The sequence below is a fragment of the Streptomyces tirandamycinicus genome (assembly GCF_003097515.1).
Classification (GTDB): Bacteria; Actinomycetota; Actinomycetes; order Streptomycetales; family Streptomycetaceae; genus Streptomyces; species Streptomyces tirandamycinicus.
The window spans coordinates 5,510,332-5,533,847 of the sequence record NZ_CP029188.1 but is presented as its reverse complement, the minus strand read 5'-3'; the positions used below and the strand labels follow the sequence as shown (position 1 = coordinate 5,533,847).

At 71.8% G+C, this 23,516-nt stretch carries 16 protein-coding genes and 1 pseudogene; 5 read left to right on the top strand and 12 right to left on the bottom strand.

Annotation, left to right across the window (positions count from 1 at the left end):
- The first annotated feature begins 95 nt into the window (after nt 1–95).
- On the top strand, nt 96–1,271 hold the full coding sequence (locus DDW44_RS24275) for an acyl-CoA dehydrogenase family protein (protein WP_108907732.1): 1,176 nt from the start codon (nt 96–98) through the stop codon (nt 1,269–1,271).
- A 218-nt stretch (nt 1,272–1,489) separates the two neighbouring features.
- Here DDW44_RS24275 and DDW44_RS24270 read toward each other — a convergent pair whose 3' ends face one another.
- Together DDW44_RS24270 and DDW44_RS24265 are read right to left on the bottom strand one after the other, a co-directional pair.
- Entirely contained in the window at nt 1,490–2,380 is an 891-nt protein-coding gene (locus DDW44_RS24270; protein WP_108908932.1) for an NAD(P)-dependent oxidoreductase, read from the bottom strand.
- 168 nt (nt 2,381–2,548) lie between these two features.
- Entirely contained in the window at nt 2,549–3,067 is a 519-nt protein-coding gene (locus DDW44_RS24265; protein WP_017946695.1) for a flavin reductase family protein, read from the bottom strand.
- Nucleotides 3,068–3,300: 233 nt separating this feature from the next.
- Between DDW44_RS24265 and DDW44_RS24260 the strand changes: the two genes are divergently transcribed.
- Nucleotides 3,301–4,899 (top strand): aspartate aminotransferase family protein, encoded by a 1,599-nt coding sequence (locus tag DDW44_RS24260; RefSeq protein WP_108907731.1) that lies wholly within the window; start codon nt 3,301–3,303, stop codon nt 4,897–4,899.
- A gap of 110 nt (nt 4,900–5,009) precedes the next feature.
- Nucleotides 5,010–6,659, top strand: a complete 1,650-nt coding sequence (locus tag DDW44_RS24255) for an AfsR/SARP family transcriptional regulator (RefSeq protein WP_167455529.1) — start codon at nt 5,010–5,012, stop codon at nt 6,657–6,659.
- 377 nt (nt 6,660–7,036) lie between these two features.
- On the opposite strand, the gene DDW44_RS24250 is transcribed toward DDW44_RS24255, so the two are convergent.
- From DDW44_RS24250 to DDW44_RS24240, 3 genes are read right to left on the bottom strand one after another with little or no spacing between them, the layout of a single operon-like run.
- A complete protein-coding gene (locus tag DDW44_RS24250) occupies nt 7,037–9,115 on the bottom strand; it encodes an AfsR/SARP family transcriptional regulator (protein WP_244224233.1) in 2,079 nt (692 codons plus the stop codon).
- A complete protein-coding gene (locus DDW44_RS32970) occupies nt 9,051–9,953 on the bottom strand; it encodes a thioesterase II family protein (RefSeq protein WP_108908931.1) in 903 nt (300 codons plus the stop codon). The genes DDW44_RS24250 and DDW44_RS32970 overlap by 65 nt, the downstream gene beginning before the upstream one ends.
- Before the next feature lie 5 nt (nt 9,954–9,958).
- Nucleotides 9,959–10,570 carry an NADPH-dependent FMN reductase gene (locus tag DDW44_RS24240; protein WP_108907728.1) on the bottom strand — a complete coding sequence of 204 codons (612 nt, stop codon included), beginning with the start codon at nt 10,568–10,570 and terminating at the stop codon, nt 9,959–9,961.
- A 495-nt stretch (nt 10,571–11,065) separates the two neighbouring features.
- Here DDW44_RS24240 and DDW44_RS24235 point away from each other — a divergent pair.
- Nucleotides 11,066–11,191, top strand: a pseudogene (locus tag DDW44_RS24235) (AraC family transcriptional regulator); the annotation flags it as partial.
- A gap of 422 nt (nt 11,192–11,613) precedes the next feature.
- Here DDW44_RS24235 and acnA read toward each other — a convergent pair.
- Nucleotides 11,614–14,328, bottom strand: coding sequence for an aconitate hydratase AcnA (acnA, locus tag DDW44_RS24230; protein ID WP_108907727.1), 2,715 nt, complete (start codon nt 14,326–14,328; stop codon nt 11,614–11,616).
- A gap of 684 nt (nt 14,329–15,012) precedes the next feature.
- On the opposite strand from acnA, the gene DDW44_RS24220 reads away from it, so the two are divergent.
- Nucleotides 15,013–16,542, top strand: a complete 1,530-nt coding sequence (locus DDW44_RS24220) for a helix-turn-helix domain-containing protein (protein WP_108907725.1) — start codon at nt 15,013–15,015, stop codon at nt 16,540–16,542.
- Nucleotides 16,543–16,854: 312 nt separating this feature from the next.
- Here DDW44_RS24220 and DDW44_RS24215 read toward each other — a convergent pair whose 3' ends face one another.
- From DDW44_RS24215 to DDW44_RS24190, 6 genes are all read right to left on the bottom strand, one after another.
- A complete protein-coding gene (locus DDW44_RS24215) occupies nt 16,855–17,334 on the bottom strand; it encodes a VOC family protein (protein ID WP_051437097.1) in 480 nt (159 codons plus the stop codon).
- Between the two features lies 1 nt (nt 17,335).
- The gene (locus DDW44_RS24210; protein ID WP_108907724.1) at nt 17,336–18,316 is read right to left on the bottom strand and encodes a DUF5996 family protein; all 981 of its coding nucleotides are present in this window, start codon (nt 18,314–18,316) and stop codon (nt 17,336–17,338) included.
- A 225-nt stretch (nt 18,317–18,541) separates the two neighbouring features.
- Nucleotides 18,542–20,170, bottom strand: a complete 1,629-nt coding sequence (locus tag DDW44_RS24205; protein WP_108907723.1) for an MFS transporter — start codon at nt 20,168–20,170, stop codon at nt 18,542–18,544.
- A gap of 304 nt (nt 20,171–20,474) precedes the next feature.
- Nucleotides 20,475–21,191, bottom strand: coding sequence for a GntR family transcriptional regulator (locus DDW44_RS24200; RefSeq protein WP_108907722.1), 717 nt, complete (start codon nt 21,189–21,191; stop codon nt 20,475–20,477).
- 189 nt (nt 21,192–21,380) lie between these two features.
- Nucleotides 21,381–22,382: a proline racemase family protein gene (locus tag DDW44_RS24195; protein WP_108907721.1), complete on the bottom strand. Its 1,002-nt coding sequence runs from the start codon at nt 22,380–22,382 to the stop codon at nt 21,381–21,383.
- Nucleotides 22,383–22,436: 54 nt separating this feature from the next.
- Nucleotides 22,437–23,339 (bottom strand): dihydrodipicolinate synthase family protein, encoded by a 903-nt coding sequence (locus DDW44_RS24190; RefSeq protein WP_108907720.1) that lies wholly within the window; start codon nt 23,337–23,339, stop codon nt 22,437–22,439.
- Nucleotides 23,340–23,516: the final 177 nt, after the last annotated feature.

The window sequence follows — 23,516 nt, the reverse complement described above, 5'->3', positions numbered from 1 at the left end:
GATCACGGATTTTCCGTTCCGCGAATTCCCGGGCATAACGTGAACGCACAGAGCGACTCGCACCTTTTGAATCCCGCGCGACGAGGAGAAGTCCCATGGCCACCGAAGAAGAACTCGCCTCCGTGCTCGACGGCGTGCGCGCCGCCGTGCCGGTGCTCCGCCGCAACGGGGAGGAGAGCGAGCAGCGGCGCTGGATCGTCGAGGAGAACGTCCAGGTCCTGGAGAAGGCCGGGGTCTTCCGCTCCGCGGTGCCCAGGACGTACGGCGGTCTCGACCTGGACGCCGCGCAGCAGGCGCGGGTCATCTCCGAGGTCGCACGCGGCTGCCCGTCGACCGGCTGGCTGACGATGGTGTGGCTCACCAGTGCGTGGGCGGTCAGCCTCTACCCCGACCGGGCGCAGGAGGAGGTCTTCGCCTCCGGCTCCACGCGGGTGTCGATCGTCTTCGCGCCCAGCGGCACCCTCAAGCCGGTTGACGGCGGCTACCGGCTGGACGGCACCTGGCGGTACAACTCCGGTGTCCGCGGCGCCGACTGGGACCTGCTGGCCGCTCTGGTGGAGCTGCCCGACGGCACGCACCAGGAGCTGGTCGCGCTGGTGCCGACGGCCGAACTGGCCGTGGAGGACGACTGGTACGTCTCGTCCGGCGCGGGCACCGGCAGCTGCACGGTCAAGGCCGCCGACCTGTTCGTGCCGGCGCACCGCACGGTGCCGCTGGAGGAGGCCATGGTCAGCGCGACCGGCAACCGCTCCAACACCGGGGCGACCGGGCGCAACTACGGGCTGCTCGGTTACATCCTGTCCAGTGTGGCGGCGACCCTCGTCGGCATCGCCGAGGGCGCCTACGGGCTGTTCCTGGAGCGGGTGCCGGGCCGCGGCATCACCTACACGGACTGGACGGACCAGCGCGAGCACCCGCCGACCCAGCAGCAGCTGGCCGTCGCCGCCAACAAGATCGAGGCGGCGCGCGCCCTGTCCGAGCGCTGGCTGGAGGTGCTCCAGCGGGCGGCCGACGCGGGCGAGCAGCCGACCGACGAGGAGAAGGCCGTCATCCGCGGCCAGACGGCGTACGCGGGCCAGCTGGCCAAGGAGGCGGTCGAGACGCTGTACGCGGCCAGCGGCGGCTCGGTGATCCGCACCGATGTCGACCTCCAGCGCTTCCACCGCGACATCCAGGGCTTCTCGCTGCACGCCCTGGTGCAGCTGGGCGCCAACCTGGAGGTGCAGGGCCGCGTGCTGATGGGCCTGGAGCCCGGCACGTACTTCCTGTGACGGACGCGCCCGCCCCACCGGCCACTGTGTGAGCGGGAGCCGGTGCGGCGGCCCCCGGCCGGCGGCGGCCCGTACGCCCCGGACGACCGGGCCGTACGGGCCGCCGCGGTCGTGTGCGCGGGAAGAGCGCGCGGGCGTGTGCGCGGGCGCATGTGCGGGCGACGCGAAGCCCGGACCGGGGGTACCGGTCCGGGCCCTCGGCCGGTGTGGCGGCCCGCCTACTTCTCCGGCGCGCGGAACAGCTCGATCATGCTGGCGTAGCTGTTCTGCCCGAAGCCCGCGGCGATGGTGCGCTGCATCAGGCCCTGGACGAAGCGAGGCAGTTCGGCGTTGACGCCCTGGGACTCGCTCTCGTGCAGCAGGTGCTTCAGCGCGCCGGCGTGCACGTCCATGGTGGCGTCCCGAGCGGGATAGGCGCCGTCACCGGCGTCGATCTGCCCAGCGTAGTCGGTGGCGAACATCTTGACGGCGTCCACCCACTTGATCGCCCAGGGCAGGAACTCCGACGCCTTGACGTCCGCCGTGGCCAGCAGCGCCGCGCCCTGGAGGAAGCTGTTGAGCGTCCCCCACATCATGCCGAGCAGCGCCACGTCGTACAGCGGGGCCAGGGCGTGGTCCTCACCGAGGTAGGTGGTGCCGCCGCCGAGCAGGGCCAACGCCTCGGCGTGGCGGTCGTAGGCCTTCTGGGGACCGGCGTAGAAGAACACCGACTCGGGGGCTCCGACGCCCGCCGGCACGGTCATGATGGCGCCGTCGAGGTAGTCGAAGCCCCACTCGGCGGACCACGCGGCGTTGGCCCGCGCCTGGTCCGAGGAGCCGGAGGTCAGGTTGGCCACCACGCGGCCGCGCAGCTTCTCGGCCACCGGGTCGAGTACGCCGTGCAGCGCGTCGTCGTCCGACACGCAGACGACGATCAAGTCGGCGGCCGAGACCGCCTCGTCCGGGGTGTCGGCGAGCACGGCTCCCGAGGACACCAGATCCGTCGCCTTGTCGGCGGACCGGTTCCAGACGGTGGTCGGGTGGCCGCCCTTCAGGAAGGCGGCGGCCAGCGCCTGGCCCATCAGCCCGAGGCCGATGACGGTCACCGGTGAACGGCCATTGCCAGTCATGTACGACTCCATTTCCCACTCCGTGGTGCTCTTGCAGAACGGCCATGAAAGCAGGAGCGGGGAACGAACAGTTCACGGTCATGGCATTCGGCGATCTCATCACGGTCATGAACGGGTCATCGGATCGCCCTGCCGCTTTTTCACCGGCCCCGCGGCGGGGGCCGCGCTTCAGCGCGCGGACGACTCGGGGCGACCGAATCGGCCGTCGACGAACAGCAGTCCATGGCCCTTGGTGAACTGGCCCGCTCCGACCACTGTGCCGATGAAGATGGTGTGGTCACCGAACTCGTGCGCGGCGGTGAGTTCGCATTCCAGCCAGGCCAGCGATCCGCCCAGAAGCGGGGCGCCGGTGTGCTCGCCCGGCGTCCACGGGACGCCGTCGAACTGGGTGGCGCCCAGGGTGCGCTTCTTGTCGGCGAAGTGCCGGGCCAGCGGCTCCTGGTCGACGTCGAGTATGTTGACGGCGAACCGCCCCGCCGAGGTCAGCGCCCCGTGCATCACCGCGCTGTGCCCCACACTGCACAGCACCGAGGGCGGTTCCAGGGACACCGAGCTGAAGGCGTTGGCGGTCATCGCGTGCAGGTGTTCCCCGCCCACGGTGATGACGGTGACTCCGGTGGCGAAACGCGACATCACGGATCGCAGCACCGCGGGGGTCACCGCGTCGTGGGCGGGCGGGCTGGGCACCGCAGTGACTGCGTCGAGGTCAGCGGGCGCGGAATTCATTCCGTATTCTCCGATCCTTTTCGCGGGGCACGCTCAGGCCCTGCCGTTGGCGAACCAGGGCCCGCGTTCGTCAACGTACCGCCACGTTTCCGAAGGAGCCTCATCGGCCGGTAATCGCCTGCTCCCGCCGGCCCGTGCGGTGCTTATGAGCCAGCAATGACCGGGCGTTGACCCGAATGGCGCAATCTGTGCTCATGGACACCAACAACTCCGCGGCCGAAGGGCCGGAACTCGCCGAACCGTATCTCCGCGAAGTGCTGGACATGGCCGGTCTGGCCGTCGAGTACGTGCGCGCCGGGGGAAACACGCTGTACCAGCGCGGGGCGGACGGTGGCGAGATCGCGATCGCCGACTTCGCCGGCGGCTACGGGTCGGTGCTGCTCGGCCACAACCATCCGGACATCGTCCGGTGCGCCCGGGAGCTGCTGGAGGCGGGAACCCCCGTGCACGCCCAGTTCTCCCGCCACCCCTACGCCAACCGTCTGGCGTCCGAGCTGAACCGTATCGTCCACCGGGAACTCGGCACGGACGAGCCGTACTACGCCATCTTCGCCAACACCGGTGCCGAGGCCGTCGAGGCGGCCGTCAAGCACGCCGAGATGGACCGGGGCATGCGGATCGTCGCGCTCGGTGAGGAACTCCAGCGGTCCGCGGACTCGGCGCGGGACGCCGTGGCCGGCGGCTCGGTGGTCGCCGACCGGGTCCTGCGGCGGTTCGGTGTGAGCGCCGCGGCGGGTCCGGCCGCGGCGTTCGCGGAGCTGGAGCGGCACCTCACGGAGCACAACACCGCCCAGCTGGAGCGCCCGCCGCTGTTCCTCGCCCTGGAGGGCGGCTTCCACGGCAAGCTGGGCACGAGTGTGCAGCTGACGCACAACGAGGCCTACCGCACGCCGTTCCGCTCGCTGGCCGCGCAGGCGCGGTTCGTGCCGTGGGAGCGGCCCGAGGCGCTGAAGGAGATCCACGAGCGCGACCGCGGCGTCTGCTTCGAACTGGTCGTCGCCGATGGGCAGGTGGACGTCGCGGAGCGGGAGTTCCCTGTGTTCTGCGCCTTCCTGCTGGAGCCGATCCAGGGCGAGGGCGGCATCCACGTGCTGACCGCAGAGTTCGCCGAGGCGATCCAGCGCTTCTGCGAGGAGATCGACTGCCCGGTGATCGTCGACGAGATCCAGGCGGGCATGGGCCGCACCGGCACCCTGCTGGCCTCCTCCCAGGTGGGCCTGCGCGGCGACTACTACACGCTTGCCAAGACGCTCGGCGGTGGCATCGCCAAGACGTCGGTGATGCTGGTGCGCGAGACCCGCTACCGGCGGGAGTTCGAGATCGTGCACAGCTCGACCTTCGCCAAGGACAGCTTCTCCTGCACCGTCGCGCTGAAGGTCCTGGAGCTGCTGGAGACCGACGGCGGCGCCTACCGCCGGGTCGAGGAACGCGGCGCGGCCCTGCGGGCCATGCTGGAGTCGGTCCGCGCCGACTTCCCCGAGCAGGTGCAGGAGGTCCGCGGCAAGGGGCTGATGCTGGGCCTGGAGTTCCGGGACCAGTCGGACGCGGAGTCGGAGGCGGTTCGCGGGCTGGCCGGGTCCGGGCTCTTCGGGTACTTCCTCGCCGGACACCTGCTGCGCGAGCACCGGGTACGGACCTTCCCGACGGCCAGCGCGGTCAACACCCTGCGGTTCGAGCCGTCGATCGAGCTGGCCGACGAGGAGATCGCCCGGCTGGAGACCGGCCTGCGGGACATCTGCGCGCTGCTGCGCGACGGTGACGGCTCGCGCCTGGCGGGGGCGGCCACCGGCTGACCCGGCGAGAACAAATGTGCGCGGCCGGATGTTGGCCCCGCTGGGGCCACCCGGCCCGCACATCACCGTCGGCGCGCGTCCCGCGCCGACGCAGACGACGGGGGAGACACATGGAGTTCCGACTGCTCGGACCACTCGAAGTGGGGAGTACGGCCGGGCCGGTCCGGCTCGGCGGCACACGGCAGCGCGCGGCCCTGGCCTATCTGCTGCTGCACGCCAACCAGGTGGTGTCCGCGCGGCAGCTGACGGCTGCGCTGTGGCCCGCCGACCAGGTGCCCGATACCGCGCGCAAGATCCTGCAGAACGCGGTGTGGCGGCTGCGCCGGTCGCTGACGGTGCCGAACGACGAGCCGGACGCGGCGCAGCTGATGACCCGGGCGCCGGGGTACATGGTGCGGGTGCCCGCCGAGCGGGTCGATCTGCTGCGGTTCCAGCGGCTGGCGGCGCAGGGCCGGGCGGCCCTGTCGTCCGGTGACGCGGAGCGGGCCCGGGGTGCGCTGCGGGAGGCGCTGGCCCTGTGGCGCGGTCCGGCGCTCGCGGATCTGGCCGAGGTGGGGCTGGAGTGGCCGGAGCTGATCGCGCTGGAGCAGAAGCGGCTCGACGTGATGGAGGACTGCTTCGAAGTCGAACTCCAATGCGGTGAACACAAGTCCGTACTGCGGGACCTGGACGGGTTCGTCCGCGCCGAACCGCTCCGGGAGCGCGCCGCGCAGCAACTGATGCTGGCGCTGTACCGGTGCGGACGCCAGGCCGACGCCCTCGGCGTGTACACCCGCATCCACGCCGCCCTCGTCGAGGGCCTCGGCCTGGAGCCCGGCCGGGGCATCCAGCAGCTCCAGCGCTCCATCCTCGCCCAGGACCCCCAACTGGACCTGCCCGTCCGGCCCCGCCCAGACTCCGTGTCCTCCGCCGCCGTCGCCCCCGCGGCCCGCGCGCGGCCCGAGCCACACGCCGGGCAGGGCGGCGGCCCTGCCAACGCGTACCACGGCCGGACGGGACACGCCTCCCCCGCCCCGGCCGGGCCGGCGCCGGCCGCCGCGTCCGGCGGCCGGACCACGGGCGCGTTGCCGGCCGCCGCGCACGCCCATGCCCTCTTCACTCCATTGAGTGCTCCCTTGAAGGCTCCCTCGAGCGCCGGGACCGGTACCGAGGAGGCGCAGACCCAGCAGCTCAGCAGTGTGCTGATGCTGCGGTTCGGTTTCGGCACGTGCGACGGCATGTCACCGGATGACGTCGACCACGTCCTCGACAGCGTCTGCGAACTGGCCCGCCAGGAGGTCGCCGGTGCGGGCGGCATGGTGGCGACCTCGATCGGTTCGGTGCTGCTCGGGCTGTTCACGGAGGACCGGCGCGCCCTGGAGGACGGCGCCGAACGCGCGATCCGGGCCGCGCTGGCCGTCCGGGACTGCCTCATCACCCTCGGGTCCCCGCCCGGCCGGCCCGCACCGGTGGTCCAGGGTCTGTCCGTGCACGCCGCCGTCGCCACGGGCACGGCCCTGGTGTACAGGTGGCCCGCCCCGGCGCCCGGCACCGGCCGGCCGTGGACCGGCGGCGACCTCGTCGACCAGTGCGACGCGATGCTGAGCCGCACTCCGGCGGGCAAGGTCCACGTGTGCGACGTCACCCGCCGCCGCACCCAGCACCGCGTCGACTACCGCCGGGTGGCCACCTCCCCCGCCCGCTGGCAGGTCCTGGCGATCGAACAGACCCCGGACGACGAGCCCGCCCCCTACTACACCCTCCCTCACTCCCCCCGGTGACCACCTCCGACCGCCCCCGGCGGCACCGCCCCACCGGTGCCCCTCGGTCAGCCCCTCCACCCACCGCCGACCCGGCCACGCGGCAAGCCCCCTGATACGGGGATCCGACCGCGCGGAAGGCCCGCACGGGCAACCCCGACCGCGCCGAAGGCACGCCGCGGGAGAAGACCGTCAAGCGAAGATCCGCCCCACGTCCCGCCCCGTGCCCCGCCGCATCCCTCGCGCGGAAGGCCCGCCGGGCCGAGGCGCACCGCGCGCACCACGCCTTGCGCGCAGACCCCCGCCGGCAGAGCCGGGCCCCCGGAGACCACCTGGCGATGGTCTCCGGGGGCCCGGCTCTCGTTTCCCGCTCAGCGGCCGGTCGTACGCCCGCCCGACTACTGGCGCACGGCGGGCTCCCGTACCCAGCCGGCGCCGAGTTCCTGGTCGGCCGGTCCGGGCATGCCTTCCAGGGTGAGGGTGCCGGCGTGGCGCAGTCCGGCGCCCCAGAAGGGCCGCCGCTTCAGCAGGGCCGGCCGGGCGCACACCACCATGAACAGCGGCGCGTCCTGCGGCTCGGAGGCCAGCCACTCCAGCAGGTCCAGGACGGCGTGCTCGGCGAGGTGGGCGTCGTCCACGCACAGCACCAACGGCTGTTCCCGGGCGAGCAGCACCAGCAGGTCGCGCCAGCTCTCCAGCGCGTCGCGCTCCCGCTGGAGAGCGTCACCGGCCTCGGCCCCGCACTCCTGAGTCGCGCGGATCTGCCGCAGCAGCCGTGCGGCGGTCGTGCCGCGTCCCGCGACCCTGCGGACGACCTCGGCGAGCCGGTCGCTCTCCGCGTCGGCCGCCCCCAGACCGCAGCACAGCCGCAGCAGGTCGGGCACAGTCCACCAGGTGTCCTGACCGGCCCGCACCCGCACCACCCGGGCGGCCCCGCCCTGGATGTCGCGGAGGAAGTCGGTGAGGAGCCGGGTCTTGCCGGTGCCCTGGTCGCCCAGGATGGTCACCAGGTGCGGCGCGTCATGCCGGCGGGTGCGGTCCATCAGGCCCTTGAGCACGGTGCGTTCGGCTCCGTGGTCGCCGGGCGAAGCGGGCAGCGCGGCGTCGTCGTCGGACCGCAGCCCGGTCACCACCCGTACGCCGGGACGCTCGTGCGGGGCCTGCCGGACGAGTCCGGCGGTGTTCCGCACCGCGTCGCCGGTGAGCTGGATTTCGCCGGCCGGGACGGTGGCGAGCAGCGAGCGCGCCTCGTCCACCAGCCGCCCGACGACGGACACGGAGGTGTACGCGTCCTGCGGGTCGCGGCGGACCAGCACCTCGCCGGCCGAGACGACCGCGTGCCAGGTCGGTCCGGGCACCTGGCTCAGCCGGGCCCGCAGCTCGATGGCCGCAAGCACCGCGTCGAACGAGGCGTCGCGCCCGTCGCCCTCCAGCCCGAACACGGCCATCGAGATGTAGCCGAGCGATCCGGCGAGGGTGCCGCCGAGTTCGACGACGCTCTCGGCGACGGCGGTGACGGCGTCGTGCAGGGTGACGGACGAGCGCAGCTCGGCGAAGGCCGTGGCCTGGTCGGGGAAGCCGGTGCGCACCAGCAGCAGCGCGACCTTCCGGCGCTCGGTGCGCAGGACCGGGTCGGCCCGCGGGCCCTGCTCCGGCCGCGAGCCCTGCTCGGGCCTGGCGGACGGCGGCACCATCGCCAGGCGCCGCACGGGCCGTTCGGTGCCGCGCTGCTCCGGCACCGGCCGGGAGTACGACGGCGGCAGGCCGCGCTCCGGCGCCGCGGCGAGCCGGGGGGTGGGGGTCAAGGACAGGTCGTGGGTGAGGATGTTCTGCTGCAGCAGCTGGAGTTCGCGCGACGGCTCCAGTCCGTGCTCCTCCACCATGGACCGGCGGACTCGGCTGAAGACGTCCAGCGCCTTCGCCTGCCGGCCGCACCGGTACAGGGCCAGCATCAGCTGGCCGCAGAGCCGTTCGCGCAGCGGTTCCTCCTCGGCGAGGGAGACCAGTTCGCCGAGGATCTCGTGGTGCCGGCCGCTGCGCAGCTCGGCCTCGAAACGGTCCTCCATGACGTCGAGGCGCGACTGGCTGAGGGCGGTGAGCTCGGGCCAGTCGGTGCCCGCCTCGGCGAGGTCGGCGAGCGCGGTGCCGTGCCACTCGTCGAGGGCCGCGCGCAGCAGCCCGGCCGCCTCCTCGTGGCGTCCGGCGGCCAGGCAGGCCCGGCCCTCCGCGACCCGGTGGTTGAACCTGTACAGATCGATGTGCTCGGGGTCGACGCGCAGGACGTAGCCGGGGGCCTGGGTGACGAGGGCGGGCGCGGCAGCGTGCTGTTCCCCGGTGTCCTCGGTGAACAGCGCACGCAGCCCCCACACCGCGTTCTGCACGATCTTGCGGGCGGTCGTGGGCCGGTTGTCCTCAGGCCACAGCGCTGCCAGCAGTTCGCTGGTCGCGACGACCCGGTTCGCCCTCAGCAGCAGCATCCCCAGCACCGCTCGCTGCTTGTGTCCGCCCAGCGCCAGCTTCCGTCCGTCTGCCGACGCTTCCAATGGGCCCAAGATCCGGAATTCCACTGCTTCCCCCACTCAGGGTCGTCAAGCGGCCGGTGACGATCGCGCACACCTCGTCCAGCCGCTCGCTCAGATAGAAGTGCCCCCCGGCAAGAACCAGAACATCGTTGTCCTGTCGCGTATGCCGTGCCCAGCCGTGCACCGACGCGACCGGTACGACCGGGTCGGAATCGCCCACGAGCACGGTGAAGGGGCTGTTCAGCGCGGGACCCGCCGTCCAGCGGTACGCGGCCAGGGCTCCGTAGTCGGCGCGCAGCGTCGGCAGCACCATGGCCAGCAGTTCGGGATCGTCCAGGAACGAGGCGTCGGTGCCTCCGAGGTTCCGGACCGCGGCGAGAACGGCCGCGTCATCTGTGAGCAGGTCGTGCGGGTTCGGGGCGGGTCCGGGCGCGCCCCGCCCGGACAGGAAGAGACGGACGGGTGCCCGGGCGGACCGGCCGTGCAGGACGCGTGCGGTCTCGAAGGCGACGAGGGCTCCCATGCTGTGGCCGAAGAAGGCGAGAGGCCGGGGGTCCTCGAGATCGATCCCGTCGGCTATGCGGGTGGCGAGGTCGAGGATGCCGTCGGCCGGTGCCTCGTTGCGTCGATCCTGGCGGCCGGGGTACTGGATGGCCACTACGTCGATCACCGGGGACAGTCGGCGGGCCATCGGCGCGTAGGCGCTGGCCGCTCCGCCGGCGTGCGGGAAGCAGAGCAGCCGGGGCGCCTCGGCCAGCGGTTCACCGAACCGCCGGAACCACCTGGTGTCCATTGCTGTCACTCCTCCGCGTACACAGGGGTCGGATCCTCGTACGGCTCCAGCGCGCGGGCGCGCCGCAGGGCGCGGGCCCACCATTCGAGCCGGTCGAGCATGGCGGCGGCCTGCGCGCGGCAGGCGGCCGAGTCGAGCAGCTGGCCCTCGGGGCCCCAGCGCTTCTCGTAGTGGTGGAAACTGATGGTCTCGGTGACCGTCATGGCGTGGACCTCGGCGAACGCCTGCCGTAGCTGGGCTATGGCGCCGAGTCCGCCCGAGGCCTCGCCGTAGCTGACGAAGCCGACGGGTTTGGCGTGCCACTCGCGGTCGTACCAGTCGATCGCGTTCCTGAGGGACGCCGGACAGCCGAGGCGGTAGTCCTGGGTCACCACGGCGAAGGCGTCGGCGGCGACGAGCCAGGGCGAGAGGTCCCGTACCGCGGAGGGCCGCGGCACGGCGGGGTCGGCGGTCATGAGGTCCGGGAGCCAGGCCGTGGCCAGGTCGATGACGTCGACTTCGACGTCCTTGCGCAACCGGGCGCGGACGGCGAGCCATTCGGCCGCCGCGAGGCCGAACCGGCTCTCTCGTGCCGCACCGACCAGGATCACCAGCCGCAGCCGGTTCTCGCCATCCATCACAAGCCCCCTCGGCCTCACCCCGCCGCTCTCACGCACGCCTCCCACTGTGCGGCACGCCCCTTCGGATCCCCCTCGGGTCTCCTTACGGTCCCGCTTACGGCCCTGCGGACACGCTTACGGCGATGCGGCTCCGGCGGCCGACGACATGGCGCGGCCTGCGGCGAAGCGGTCCGCAGCGGTCGGGTTCCGGCCACGGCCGCACACCGCCGCGGGGGGTGCGGGTCCGCGTACCCCGCGAGACACGGTCGATGCCCGTGCCGTCGGGATGGCGGGATCCGATCGGCCCACGCCCCGGCGCGCGCATGACGAAGGGCCGTACCCCCGTCACCGGGGATACGGCCCTCTACCGCCCTTCCTGATGCGAATGGGCACCAACCTCGATCGTCACGTGGTCGTCGGCCGCAGATGCAGCAGGCCACTCACGTGGCGACGCACCCGCCGCCGCGCCTGACGCTGGCCCGCCGCCCGTACGACGTGACCGGCGTCGCCTCCAGCGTGGGATACGACAGCCCCTCGCAGTTCAGCCGCGAGTACAAACGGCAGTTCGGTGCGCCGCCGCGGGCGGACGCGGCACGCATGCGCACCCGTACCGATCACGCTGCGGCCGCGTCGGCCTGATCGCGCCGGTACCGCTGCCCGGTCGGGACCGGCGACCGGCACGGCAGATGAGGCCGCGAACTCCCTGGACGATCGCTCGTTCGCTGGAGCGATGTCGCCGGGGTTTGTTCTTTCCAGGGCGTGCCCGGGTGTCCGTGTCCCGGACCTGAACGAGATGAGCGAGAGTGTCGGGACGTGCTGGGCGCTGCGGGTCGCCGCGACGGCGAGCGGCACACAGCCCGGCAGCACGAGGCGAGGCGGGCGGTCGCGAGCCAGAGCAACTCGCGTCAGCTGGACCGTGTACCGACCACTACGCAGTCAGCATGCACGGGCAAGCGCCCCGTCAGGCTTCGGCCTGACGGGGCGCTTGTGCGGGACTCCGGTGCGACGCCCGCTGGCAGCGGGTGCGACCGGATCCTCTGACATCCGAGCCGATCAGCCCATCAACCGACAAGCTGGCGAAGCACGTACTGCATGATGCCGCCGTTGCGGTAGTAGTCCGCCTCACCGGGGGTGTCGATGCGGACGACCGCGTCGAACTCCACACCGGTGTCGGTGGTCACCTTGACCGTGCGCGGCGTGGTGCCCTCGTTGAGCTCGGTGACACCGGCGATGGAGAACGTCTCCTCACCGGTCAGGCCGAGGGACTCGGCCGACGCGCCCTCGGGGAACTGCAGCGGGAGGACGCCCATGCCGATGAGGTTCGAGCGGTGGATGCGCTCGTACGACTCGGCGATGACGGCCTTGACGCCGAGGAGCGCGGTGCCCTTCGCGGCCCAGTCGCGGGACGAGCCGGAGCCGTACTCCTTGCCGGCCAGGACGACCAGCGGGATGCCCTGCTCGATGTAGTTGCGGGAGGCGTCGTAGATGAACGACACCGGACCGCCGTCCTGCGTGAAGTCGCGGGTGTAGCCGCCCTCGGTGCCCGGCGCGATCTGGTTGCGCAGGCGGATGTTGGCGAACGTGCCGCGGATCATGACCTCGTGGTTGCCGCGGCGCGAGCCGTAGGAGTTGAAGTCGCGGCGCTCCACACCGTGCTCGGTGAGGTACGTGCCCGCCGGGGTGTCGGCCTTGATGGCGCCGGCCGGCGAGATGTGGTCGGTGGTGACCGAGTCGCCGAGCTTGGCCAGGACGCGGGCGCCCTCGATGTCGCCGACCGGGGTGGTCTCCATCGTCATGCCCTCGAAGTACGGGGGCTTGCGGACGTAGGTCGACTCGGCGTCCCACTCGAAGGTGTTGCCGGTCGGGATCGGCAGCGCCTGCCACTGGGCGTCGCCCGCGAAGACGTCCTGGTAGGACTTGCTGAACATGTCCTCGCCGATGGCGTTGGCGACGACGTCGTTGACCTCGGCCTCGGAGGGCCAGATGTCCTTGAGGAAGACCGGGTTGCCCTCGGTGTCGGTGCCGAGCGCCTCGCGGGTGATGTCGACCTTCATGGAGCCCGCGAGGGCGTAGGCGACGACCAGCGGCGGGGACGCCAGGTAGTTCATCTTGACGTCGGGGTTGATCCGGCCCTCGAAGTTGCGGTTGCCGGAGAGCACCGAGGTGACGGCCAGGTCGTGGTCGTTGACCGCCTTGGAGACCTCCTCCGGCAGCGGGCCGGAGTTGCCGATGCAGGTGGTGCAGCCGTAGCCGACGAGGTTGAAGCCGACCTTGTCGAGGTACGGGGTCAGGCCCGCCTTGTCGAAGTAGTCGGTGACGACCTTGGAGCCCGGGGCGAGGGTGGTCTTGACCCAGGGCTTGCGGGTCAGGCCCTTCTCGACCGCCTTCTTCGCCACCAGCGCGGCGGCGACCATGACGTACGGGTTGGAGGTGTTGGTGCAGGAGGTGATCGCGGCGACGGTGACGGCGCCGTGGTCGATCTCGTACGTCGAACCGTCGGGGGCGGTGACCGTGGTCGGCTTCGAGGGGGCGCCGTTCGGGGAGATCGCCGGGGCGTCGGACGCCGGGAAGGACTCCTTGCCCGCCTCGTCGACGTCGTCGACGTAGTTGCGGACGTCCTGCGCGAACTGCTCGGCGGCGTCGGCGAGGACGATACGGTCCTGCGGGCGCTTCGGGCCGGCGATGGAGGGGACGACCGTGGAGAGGTCCAGCTCCAGCTTCTCGGAGAAGTCGGGCTCGGCGGCCGGGTCCAGCCACAGACCCTGCTCCTTGGCGTACGCCTCGACCAGCGCGACCTGCTGCTCGCTGCGGCCGGTGAGCTTGAGGTAGTTCAGGGTCTCGCCGTCGATCGGGAAGATCGCGGCGGTGGAGCCGAACTCCGGCGACATGTTGCCGATGGTGGCGCGGTTCGCGAGGGAGGTGGCGGCGACGCCCTCGCCGTAGAACTCGACGAACTTGCCGACGACGCCGTGCTTGCGCAGCATCTCGGTGATCGTGAGCACCAGGTCGGTGGCGGTGGTGCCGGGCTGCAGCTCGCCGGTGAGCTTGAAGCCGACGACGCGCGGGATGAGCATCGAGACGGGCTGGCCGAGCATGGCGGCCTCGGCCTCGATGCCGCCGACGCCCCAGCCGAGCACACCGAGGCCGTTGACCATGGTGGTGTGCGAGTCGGTGCCGACGAGGGTGTCGGGGTACGCCTGACCGCCCCGGACCATGACGGTGCGGGCCAGGTGCTCGATGTTCACCTGGTGGACGATGCCGGTGCCGGGCGGGACGACCTTGAACTCGTCGAACGCGGTCTGGCCCCAGCGCAGGAACTGGTAGCGCTCCCTGTTGCGGCCGTACTCCAGCTCCACGTTCTGGGCGAAGGCGTCCGGGGTGCCGAACCTGTCGGCGATGACGGAGTGGTCGATGACCAGCTCGGCGGGGGCGAGCGGGTTGATCTTCGCCGGGTCGCCGCCGAGCTCCTTGACGGCCTCACGCATGGTGGCGAGGTCCACGACACAGGGCACGCCGGTGAAGTCCTGCATGATCACGCGGGCCGGCGTGAACTGGATCTCCTGGCTCGGCTGCGCCTGCGAGTCCCAGCCGCCGAGCGCACGGATGTGGTCGGCGGTGATGTTCGCGCCGTCCTCGGTGCGGAGCAGGTTCTCCAGGAGGACCTTGAGGCTGTAGGGGAGGCGCGCGGAGCCCTCGACCTTGTCCAGCCTGAAGATCTCGTACGACTCGTCGCCCACGCGCAGCGTGCTGCGGGCGTCGAAGCTGTTCGCCGACACGACAGTCTCCTTCATCAATATGCGCGTACCGACCGCATCCTGCCGCCTGCGACTCCACACCATCCGCTAAGGTAAGACTTAGTTAGGTCACCCTTACCCAGCGGTCCGGCGGAAGGTGGCTGCGGTTCGTCTTCTGCAGATATCTCGATATCGAGATAACTCTAGTACATGACCGCCGACGGGTCATGTCCGGACGCGAGTGACGGACGCCGCACCGGGCCCGCGAGACGACACCGGTACGCCCCGGAACGGGTGGATAGCGACGGGTATGCGCCCGCGGCACGCACCCGCACCCGCCGGGCGGGACCCGAGGGGCGACGGGGGCGGCCGGACGGCGCGACGGCAGGACCGGCGGGGCGGCGCGACCGCGCGACGACGGGCGACGGGGTGACGACGGGGGACGACGGGGCTGTACGACGACGTGACGGCGGCGGCCCGCCACGAAGACGCCGGGAGCGCAGCCGGACCGGCAGCACCCGCATCCCTCCGAAGGCCGGGCGGACGCCACCGGGCACCCGGCACCCGGCACCCGGCACTCGACACTCGGCACTCGGCACTCGGCACCCGAACGGGCTAACCCACTTTGTCCCGGTTGGGCGGGTGATAGACCATCAAAACCCAGGCATCACCCGCATGGCCCACCCCAGTGGACTCCTCATCTCATATCTGAGATAGCCTGCCCCTATGGCAGACGACTACCTCGTACGCATCGGCAAGCTCATCCGTGACGCCCGTCAGCATCGGGGCTGGACACAGTCGCAGCTCGCCGACGCACTCGGCACCAGCCAGAGCGCCGTCAACCGCATCGAGCGCGGCAATCAGAACATCAGCCTTGAGATGATCGCCCGGATCGGCGAGGCGCTCGACAGCGAGATCGTGTCACTGGGCTACGCCGGTCCCATGCATCTGCGGGTCGTCGGCCGGCGCCGCCTCTCCGGCGCCATCGACGTCAAGACGAGCAAGAACGCCTGTGTCGCACTGCTCTGCGGATCGCTGCTCAACCAGGGACGGACCGTCCTGCGCCGGGTCGCGCGCATCGAGGAGGTCTACCGGCTGCTGGAGGTGTTGCACTCCATCGGCGTGCGCACCCGCTGGATCAACGACGGCACCGACCTCGAGATCATCCCCCCGGCCCGGCTCGACATGGACGCCATCGACGCGGAGGCCGCGCGCCGGACCCGGTCGATCATCATGTTCCTCGGTCCGCTGCTGCACCGTATGGACCGCTTCCGCCTGCCGTACGCCGGCGGCTGCGACCTCGGCACCCGTACCATCGAGCCGCACATGATCGCGCTGCGCCGCTTCGGCCTGGACATCACCGCGACCGAGGGCCAGTACCACGCGGCCGTGGAGGGTTCGGTCGCACCGGACCGCCCGATCGTGCTGACCGAGCGCGGCGACACGGTGACCGAGAACGCACTGCTGGCGGCCGCCCGCCACGACGGGGTCACGGTGATCCGCAACGCCTCCTCCAACTACATGGTCCAGGACCTGTGCTTCTTCCTGGAGGCCCTGGGAGTACGCGTCGACGGCATCGGCACGACCACGCTGACCGTCCACGGCGTGCCCGAGATCGACGTGGACGTCGACTACTCCCCCTCGGAGGACCCGGTCGAGGCGATGAGCCTGATCGCGGCCGCCGTCGTCACCGAGTCGCAGCTGACGATCCGCCGGGTGCCGATCGAGTTCCTGGAGATCGAACTCGCCGTGCTGGAGGAGATGGGCCTCGACCACGACCGCACGCCCGAGTACACGGCGGACAACGGACGGACCCGGCTGGTGGACCTGACCGTGCGCCCCTCCAAGCTGGAGGCGCCGATCGACAAGATCCACCCGATGCCGTTCCCGGGCCTCAACATCGACAACGTGCCGTTCTTCGCGGCGATCGCGGCCGTCGCCCAGGGCCAGACCCTCATCCACGACTGGGTATACGACAACCGCGCCATCTACCTCACCGACCTCAACCGCCTCGGCGGCCGGCTCCAGCTCCTCGACCCGCACCGCGTCCTGGTCGAGGGCCCGACCCGCTGGCGGGCCGCCGAGATGATGTGCCCGCCGGCACTGCGCCCGGCCGTGGTCGTCCTGCTCGCGATGATGGCGGCCGAGGGAACCTCGGTGCTGCGCAACGTCTATGTCATCAACCGCGGGTACGAGGACCTGGCCGAGCGCCTCAACTCGGTCGGCGCCCAGATCGAGATCTTCCGCGACATCTGATACGGCGATGCCGCCCGTCATACGTTGTGTCCCGTATGGCGTGGGCGGAGTTCGTCAAAGAGGCCTGACGGCCGTACGTCAGGCGTGAGCCCTGCCGCCCGATGGAGGACGGCGGGGCTCTTTGATTCGATCAGTGTTCCGGCGTCCGGGACATCGAGCCTGATCGACCTGGACCGCCGGCCGGAGCGACACCTGCCTGCGGCCCTCTCATGGATTCCACTCCGCGGAAGTGGGAGACAGCTCTGGGCGACCAGCCGGCGCAGAGTGTGCCGCCGGGCGACCGGCCGCCCGCGGGCGGACCTGCGAGGGTGCTCAGCCGGTGCCGGAGCCCGCCGGTGGGTCGGCGTAGACGCCCCGCAGTATGCCGGTCGCCTGGCCGACCTCGATGAGGCGGCCGTCGGGATCCCGCATGTAGCAGCGCAGTTCGGCCTTGCGGTCGATGGGCTCGGTCAGGAACCGGGCGCCCTTCTCCTTGGCGCGGGCGCAGAAGTCCTCGATGTCCGCGACGCGGATGTTCATGAACGCCGATACGGGGTCCCCCGGTTCGGGCGCGGTGAGGGTGATGCCGGGCTTGTCCGGGGTGGGGCCGCCGCCGGGGTTCATGATGATCCAGCTGTTCGCGGCCTTCACGATGGCCGGGTTCTCCTCCAGCACCACCTCGCCGCCGAGGACGTCGGCGTAGAAGTCCCGCGAACGGGCCACGTCGCGCACGGTCAGGAAGTGCGTCAGCAGCAGCCCCGTCTCGGGCGCCGGGAGAGCGGGCAGGTCGGGCGTCTGGGGCCGGTCGGGCATGTCAGCTCCCTTGGCGCTGCCGTCGGGGGTGGCGCGGCCGCCGGTGGGCCCACCGGTCCGGGTCGTCCTCGAGTGCCGCCCGGTCCCACCCCCCGTGCACGGCTGCCGCCTCGTAGGTCGTGTGCAGGAAGGACGCGAGGGCCCGATCGGGGTCGTCCGCGGTGCGGACCGCCTCGTAGGGCAGGAGGAACTGGCCGTGGTCCTTGCTGTAGAACGCCTCGTCCGGTGCGACCGCGTGCCCTGCGAAGCCCTCGGGTTCGGGGTAGGCGTAGGAGTAGAAGGCCCCCTCCTCGCCGCCGCCGGGCCAGAAGCCGCAGCTGCTCAGCTCGCGGGAGTAGCCCTCCTCCATCACCCAGTCGCCGCAGTTCGGCGCGCCGCCCGGGTGGGGCGGTGCAGGCCTGCCGGAGAAGCGGGTGCAGGCGAGGTCCATCGCGCCCCAGAAGAAGTGCACCGGGCTGACCTTGCCGACGAAGTACGAGCGGAACTCGCCGATGCCCCGGTCCGCCTGCAGCAACTGCCGCCAGAACAGGCGAGCGGCAGCGGGGTCGTAGGTGTCGTGCCGGTCGTCCTCGGCGAAGGGAACGGCCTCCTCGACCTCGTTCGGCGACGCCTGGATCCTCGTCTGGATCCCGAGTTCCCGGAGGGCCTGCATCGTCTCGCGGTAGAAGTCCGCCACCGGCTTGGGTTCCAGCGCGACGGTACGGACGCCGCCGTCGCTGGTACGGACGACCAGCCGGTGGTCGACGAAGTCGAACTCGACGTCGAAGACGCCCGAACGGTACGGGATCGCGGACGTGGTGAGCCCGCGGGGGCTGACATACGACGTGACCTGCCACCAGTGGTTGACCAGCGGCGCGTGCGCCAGCCTGACCTTGCCCACGATCTGCATCCACATGTGCAGCGTGTCCCGTGTGGCGGTCCAGTCGTCCACACGCAGCGCGGGCCAGGCGCTCGGCGCGCCGGCCGAGGATTCCCCCGTCATGCCCTCTCCTTCCGTCGTGACGGAGTGAGTCCGACAACCGTCCCATCACCGGAGGTGGCGGGCAACCGCGCGGCGCCGCCGTCCTGGGCCGGGGTCCGCAGGGGGCGCCGGCGGGTGGCCCGCTGTGACGGCCCCGGCGCGTAGGGCCACGATGCGGGTACCGGGGACGCGGCGAGTCGGGACGGGCCGTACGGGACGCACGGGACGCACGCGGTGCCGTGTGACTCAGTGCCTGCCCGGTTGCGCCGGTCCCGTGGGGCCCGGCCCGGTGGCGCCCGGTCCCGTCGGTCCCGTGGGGCCCTTCGGCCCCGTGGCGCCCGATCCCGCCCTGCCCTTCAGCCGCTCGATGTCCGAGGGGCGCACCTGGATGACGAGAAGCGCGATCAGCGCGGCGACACCGGTGAAGACGGCGGCGAGCACGAACGCGGCGCTGGTTCCGGCGGCGAGGACCTGCTCGCCCCAGGGCGGCGGCAGCTGTCCGGTGCGTTCGTGGAGCAGCCGTTGCGCCGGGGTGGCCCGGGCGAGGAAGTCCGGCGCCTGGCGGGCCGCCTCATGGGCGGCCGCCGCCCCGAACACCGTGACCAGGACGGACAGGCCGAGCGACCCGCCGATCTGCTGGCTGGTGTTGAGCAGTCCCGAGGCCGCGCCCGACTCGTGCGGCGGGACGTGGGAGAGCGCCATGAGGGTGAGGGAGACGAACTGCAGCCCCATGCCGGAGCCGAAGACGATCATGGGTCCGAGGACGTCTCCCGCGTACGTGGCGTCGACGCCGACACCGGTCAGCCAGGCCAGACCGGCCGTGGCGAGCAACGACCCGGTCACCAGGAAGGGCTTGGGCCCGAACCGGGGCAGCAGGCGCGACGCCAGCCACGCGCCGGTGGCGATCACCGCGCTGACGGGGAGGAAGGACAGCCCTGCCCTCAGCGGGGAGAAGCCGAGGACGTTCTGCACGAAGAGCGTCAGGAAGAAGAACATCCCGAACATGGCCGCGGCGAGGCTGAGCATCATCCCGTACGTGCCCGCACGATTGCGGTCGGCGAACATGTGCAGCGGGGTGATCGGCTGCCGGGAACGGGTCTCCACCAGGATGAACGCCGCGAGCACCACGGCCGCGGTGGCGAACGACGCCAGCGTGAGCGCGTCCCGCCAGCCGTGCTGCGCGGCGCGGATGAAGCCGTAGACGAGCATCACCATGCCGAGGGTGGACGTCAGGGCACCCGCGATGTCGAAGCGCCCGGGGTGGCGCGCCGACTCGCGGACGCGGCGCGGGGTGGCGAGGACGATGAGCAGGCCGATGGGGACGTTGACGAAGAACACCCAGCGCCAGTCGAGCCATTCGACGATGACACCGCCCGCGAGGAGCCCCAGGGCGCCTCCCGCCGCGGAGACGGCGGCGAAGACGCCGAAGGCGCGGTTGCGTTCGGGGCCCTCCCGGAACGTGGTGCTGATGAGGGCGAGCGCGGTGGGGGACGCGACCGCCCCGCCGGCGCCCTGCAGGGCGCGGGCGGCGAGGAGTTGGGGCGCGTTCTGGGCCAGCCCGCCGAGCAGTGACGCGAGGACGAAGACCAGCACGCCGGTGATGAACACCCGCCGCCGCCCGAGGATGTCGCCCATCCGGCCGCCGAGGAGCAGCAGTCCGCCGAAGGTGAGCGTGTAGGCGCTGACCACCCAGGCCAGACCGGTCGTGGAGAACTGCAGCGACCTCTGGATGTGCGGCAGGGCGATGTTCACGATGGTGGCGTCGAGGACGACCATCAACTGGCAGGAGGCGATGAGCAGCAGGGCCGTGACGTTTCCGTCCCCTCGGGAGGGGACGGCGGCGCTCGGTGCGGGGGTGGGCCGGGGCGTGGTCATGGCGTGGCTGCCTGGTCGGATGTCGGGCATCCGCCCTTCGACCGTAAGCCCGGACGGGAGGGCTGACCAGTTGATCAGAGAAGCGGTCGGCCTCGTCGGGCGTGGTCGACCGGCGTGGTCTGTTCGCGTCCGGCCCGTGTGCGGGTCGGTGGACGGCATGGGGCTGCCGGTGGAACGCGGACGGTCACGAACGGTGACGGGCGACGAACGGTGACGGGCGGCGAACGGTGGCCGGACGCCACCCAGGGCAGGATCGCGGACGGCGGGCAGGTCACGGACGGCGGGGGTGCCGGCGGCCGGACGGTCAGCGGGCGCCGAGCGTCCGTTTGCCGCGCGGTTCCGGCTCCACCGCTTCGTCCGCGGGCCGCGCCCACAGGGAGCGGACATGGCCGAGATGGCGGGCCATGCACTCCTCGGCGGCGAGTCCATCCCCCGCGGCCATCAGGTCGAGCAGTTCGTGGTGCTCCTCGGCGGAGGCAACCAGCAGACCGAGTTCGTCGAGCCGGGTCAGTCCGTAGAGCCTGGAGCGCTTGCGCAGGTCGCCCACGGTCTCGACGAGGCGGTCGTTGCCGGCCAGGGCGAGCAGGCCGAGATGGAAGCGTCGATCGGCGTCCAGATAGCCGATCAGATCGTGGTTGCCGGCGTGCTCCACGATCTCCTCGGCCACCGGGCGCAGCGCCTCCAGTTGGGCCCCGGTGGCGATCTGCGTGACCCGGCCGACGGTCGGCACCTCGATCAGGGCGCGCAGTTCGGTGTACTGGTCGAGGTCGTGCTCGCTGACCTCGGTGACCCGGAAGCCCTTGTTGCGGACGGGTTCGACCAGGCCCTCGCGGGCGAGGTCCAGCATGGCCTCGCGGACCGGTGTGGCGGAGATTCCGAAGTCCGCGGCGAGTCCCGGCGCGGAGTACACATGACCGGGGCGGAGTTCGCCGGCGACCAGCGCGGCCCGCAGGGCGTGGGCGACCTGATCGCGCAACCGCGTCTGAGCGGTGATCAGGCCGATTTGCTTCAGGTCCCCCATGGCGCTCCTCCGAGAATCCAGCGGAGGGCCAGCGTACAATGTCACGTTTCGCTGCCCTGTCCGGTCCTGGCCGCGTGATGGACGGCAGCGGCCACGGCAAGATCATGTCGGCGGCGCCGAGGTGGAGTGGGTCCCGTTGGTGCGCCGGGGTGGCCGGAGCGTTCGGCGGGTTCGGCGGGTTCGGCGCGATCACAGAAGGAAGCCTCCGGGGAACGGGTCGGACGGATCGAGGAAGTACTGGGCGGTGCCGGTGATCCAGGCGCGGCCCGTGACGGTGGGGACCACGGCGGGCAGTCCCCCGACGGCGGTCTCCGCGACCAGGCGCCCGGTGAACTCGGTGCCGATGAACGACTCGTTGACGAAGTCCCGGTTGAGGGGGAGCTCACCCCGCGCGTGGAGCTGTGCCATCCGGGCGCTGGTGCCGGTGCCGCAGGGGGAGCGGTCGAACCAGCCGGGATGGATGGCCATGGCGTGCCGGGACCGTGCGGCGTCCGAGCCCGGGGCGGTGAGGTAGACGTGCTTGACGCCCGCGATGCCGGGGGTCTCGGGGTGCACGGGGCGGTCGGTGGTGTTGACGGCGTCCATGACGGCGAGGCCGGCGGCGAGCAGGTCGTCCTTGCGGTCGCGGTCGAAGGGGAGGCCGAGGTCGTCCAGGGAGACGAAGGCGTAGAAGTTGCCGCCGTACGCCATGTCGTAGGTGACGGTGCCGTACCCGGGGACGTCCGCCGTGAGACCGAGTCCGAGGCAGAACGACGGCACGTTGGTGAGCGTGACGGAGCGCGCTGCGCCGTCCTCGACGTGGACGTCGGCGCAGACGAGGCCGGCGGGGGTGTCGAGGCGGACGGTGGTGACCGGTTCGACGACGGTCACCATGCCGGTCTCGACCAGGACGGTGGCCACGCCGATGGTGCCGTGGCCGCACATCGGCAGCAGTCCGGACACCTCGATGAACAGCACGCCGTACTGGGCGTCGGGCCGGGTGGGCGGTTGCAGCACGGCGCCGCTCATGGCGCGGTGGCCGCGCGGCTCGTACATCAGCAGGGTCCGGACGTGGTCGAGGTGCTCGGCGAAGTGCAGTCGGCGCTCGGCCATGGTGGCGCCGGGCACGACACCGACCCCTCCGGTGATGACACGGGTCGGCATCCCCTCGGTGTGGGAGTCGACGGCGTGGTAGACGTGGCGGGTGCGCATGGGTGTCCCCTTCTCGTGCTGCCCGGCCGATGCCGGCTGGTGCCGCAACGCGCCCTAGCGGTGGCCTTCCGCGAGGGCCTTCTCGGTCGCTGTGCGGACGGCGGCCTCCGGTTCGCCGGTGAGGGGCGAGCGGGGCGGGCGGGAGGGGCCGCCGTGCCGTCCGGCGAGGTCCATGGAGAGCTTGACGGCCTGGACGAACTCGGTCCGGGAGTCCCAGCGCAGCAGCGGGTGCAGGGACTTGTAGAGCGGCAGCGCGGTGTCGAGGTCGCCGGTGCGGGCGGCCCGGTAGAGCCTGGTGCACGCTGCGGGGAAGGCGTTGGGGTATCCGGCGATCCAGCCGACGGCGCCGGCCAGGGCGAGTTCGAGCAGCACGTCGTCGGCCCCGATCAGCAGATCGAGACCCGGAGCGAGTTCCGCGATCTCGTAGGCGCGGCGGACATCGCCGCTGAACTCCTTGACGGCGACGATGTTCTGCTCGCCGTGCAGTCGCGCGAGCAGCTCGGGTGTGAGGTCGATGCGGGTGTCGTGCGGGTTGTTGTAGGCGACGACGGGGAGTCCGGACCGGGCGACCTCGGCGTAGTGGGCGGCGACGGCGTCCGGGTCGGCACGGTAGGCGTTGGGGGGCAGGAGGAGGACGGAACCGGCGCCGGCCTCGGCGGCCTGGTCGGCCCAGCGGCGGGCTTCGGCGCTGCCGTAGGCCGAGACGCCGGGCATCACGCGCTGCCCGTCGCCCGCCGCCTCGACGGCGGTGCGGACGACGCGGGCGCGTTCGTCGTCGGTGAGTGTCTGGTACTCGCCAAGTGAGCCGTTGGGGACGACGCCGTCGCAGCCGTTGTCGATCAGCCGGGCGACCTGGGCGGCATAGGCGTCGTAGTCGACACGGAGGTCGTCGCTCAGGGGCAGGGCGGTGGCGACCATGACGCCGTGCCAGGGACGTGTGCGAGGTGCGGATGCCATGGCGACTCCTGGTGTGAGATAGGACGACTTGCTGATCGCCGTGCCGGCGGGCACAGGGCGCGCGGCGCAGGCAAGGGGCGAACGGCACGGGGGCGAGGACAGTGGCAGGAACAATGGCGGGGACGGCGGCTGCTGATGATCCGTCGGCAACCGGCCCCAGCCCCGTGCACGGGCGGC

Bases quoted from the DNA above. Each gene is read 5' to 3' on its own strand.
- DDW44_RS24190 (WP_108907720.1), bottom strand. From the start codon at position 23,339: ATGGCATCCGCACCTCGCACACGTCCCTGGCACGGCGTCATGGTCGCC.
- DDW44_RS24275 (WP_108907732.1), top strand. From the start codon at position 96: ATGGCCACCGAAGAAGAACTCGCCTCCGTGCTCGACGGCGTGCGCGCC.
- DDW44_RS24210 (WP_108907724.1), bottom strand. From the start codon at position 18,316: ATGACGGGGGAATCCTCGGCCGGCGCGCCGAGCGCCTGGCCCGCGCTG.
- DDW44_RS24250 (WP_244224233.1), bottom strand. From the start codon at position 9,115: ATGCTGCTGCTGAGGGCGAACCGGGTCGTCGCGACCAGCGAACTGCTG.
- DDW44_RS24240 (WP_108907728.1), bottom strand. From the start codon at position 10,570: ATGGATGGCGAGAACCGGCTGCGGCTGGTGATCCTGGTCGGTGCGGCA.
- DDW44_RS32970 (WP_108908931.1), bottom strand. From the start codon at position 9,953: ATGGACACCAGGTGGTTCCGGCGGTTCGGTGAACCGCTGGCCGAGGCG.
- DDW44_RS24205 (WP_108907723.1), bottom strand. From the start codon at position 20,170: ATGACCACGCCCCGGCCCACCCCCGCACCGAGCGCCGCCGTCCCCTCC.
- DDW44_RS24260 (WP_108907731.1), top strand. From the start codon at position 3,301: ATGGACACCAACAACTCCGCGGCCGAAGGGCCGGAACTCGCCGAACCG.
- DDW44_RS24270 (WP_108908932.1), bottom strand. From the start codon at position 2,380: ATGACTGGCAATGGCCGTTCACCGGTGACCGTCATCGGCCTCGGGCTG.
- DDW44_RS24200 (WP_108907722.1), bottom strand. From the start codon at position 21,191: ATGGGGGACCTGAAGCAAATCGGCCTGATCACCGCTCAGACGCGGTTG.
- DDW44_RS24220 (WP_108907725.1), top strand. From the start codon at position 15,013: ATGGCAGACGACTACCTCGTACGCATCGGCAAGCTCATCCGTGACGCC.
- DDW44_RS24215 (WP_051437097.1), bottom strand. From the start codon at position 17,334: ATGCCCGACCGGCCCCAGACGCCCGACCTGCCCGCTCTCCCGGCGCCC.
- DDW44_RS24255 (WP_167455529.1), top strand. From the start codon at position 5,010: ATGGAGTTCCGACTGCTCGGACCACTCGAAGTGGGGAGTACGGCCGGG.
- DDW44_RS24195 (WP_108907721.1), bottom strand. From the start codon at position 22,382: ATGCGCACCCGCCACGTCTACCACGCCGTCGACTCCCACACCGAGGGG.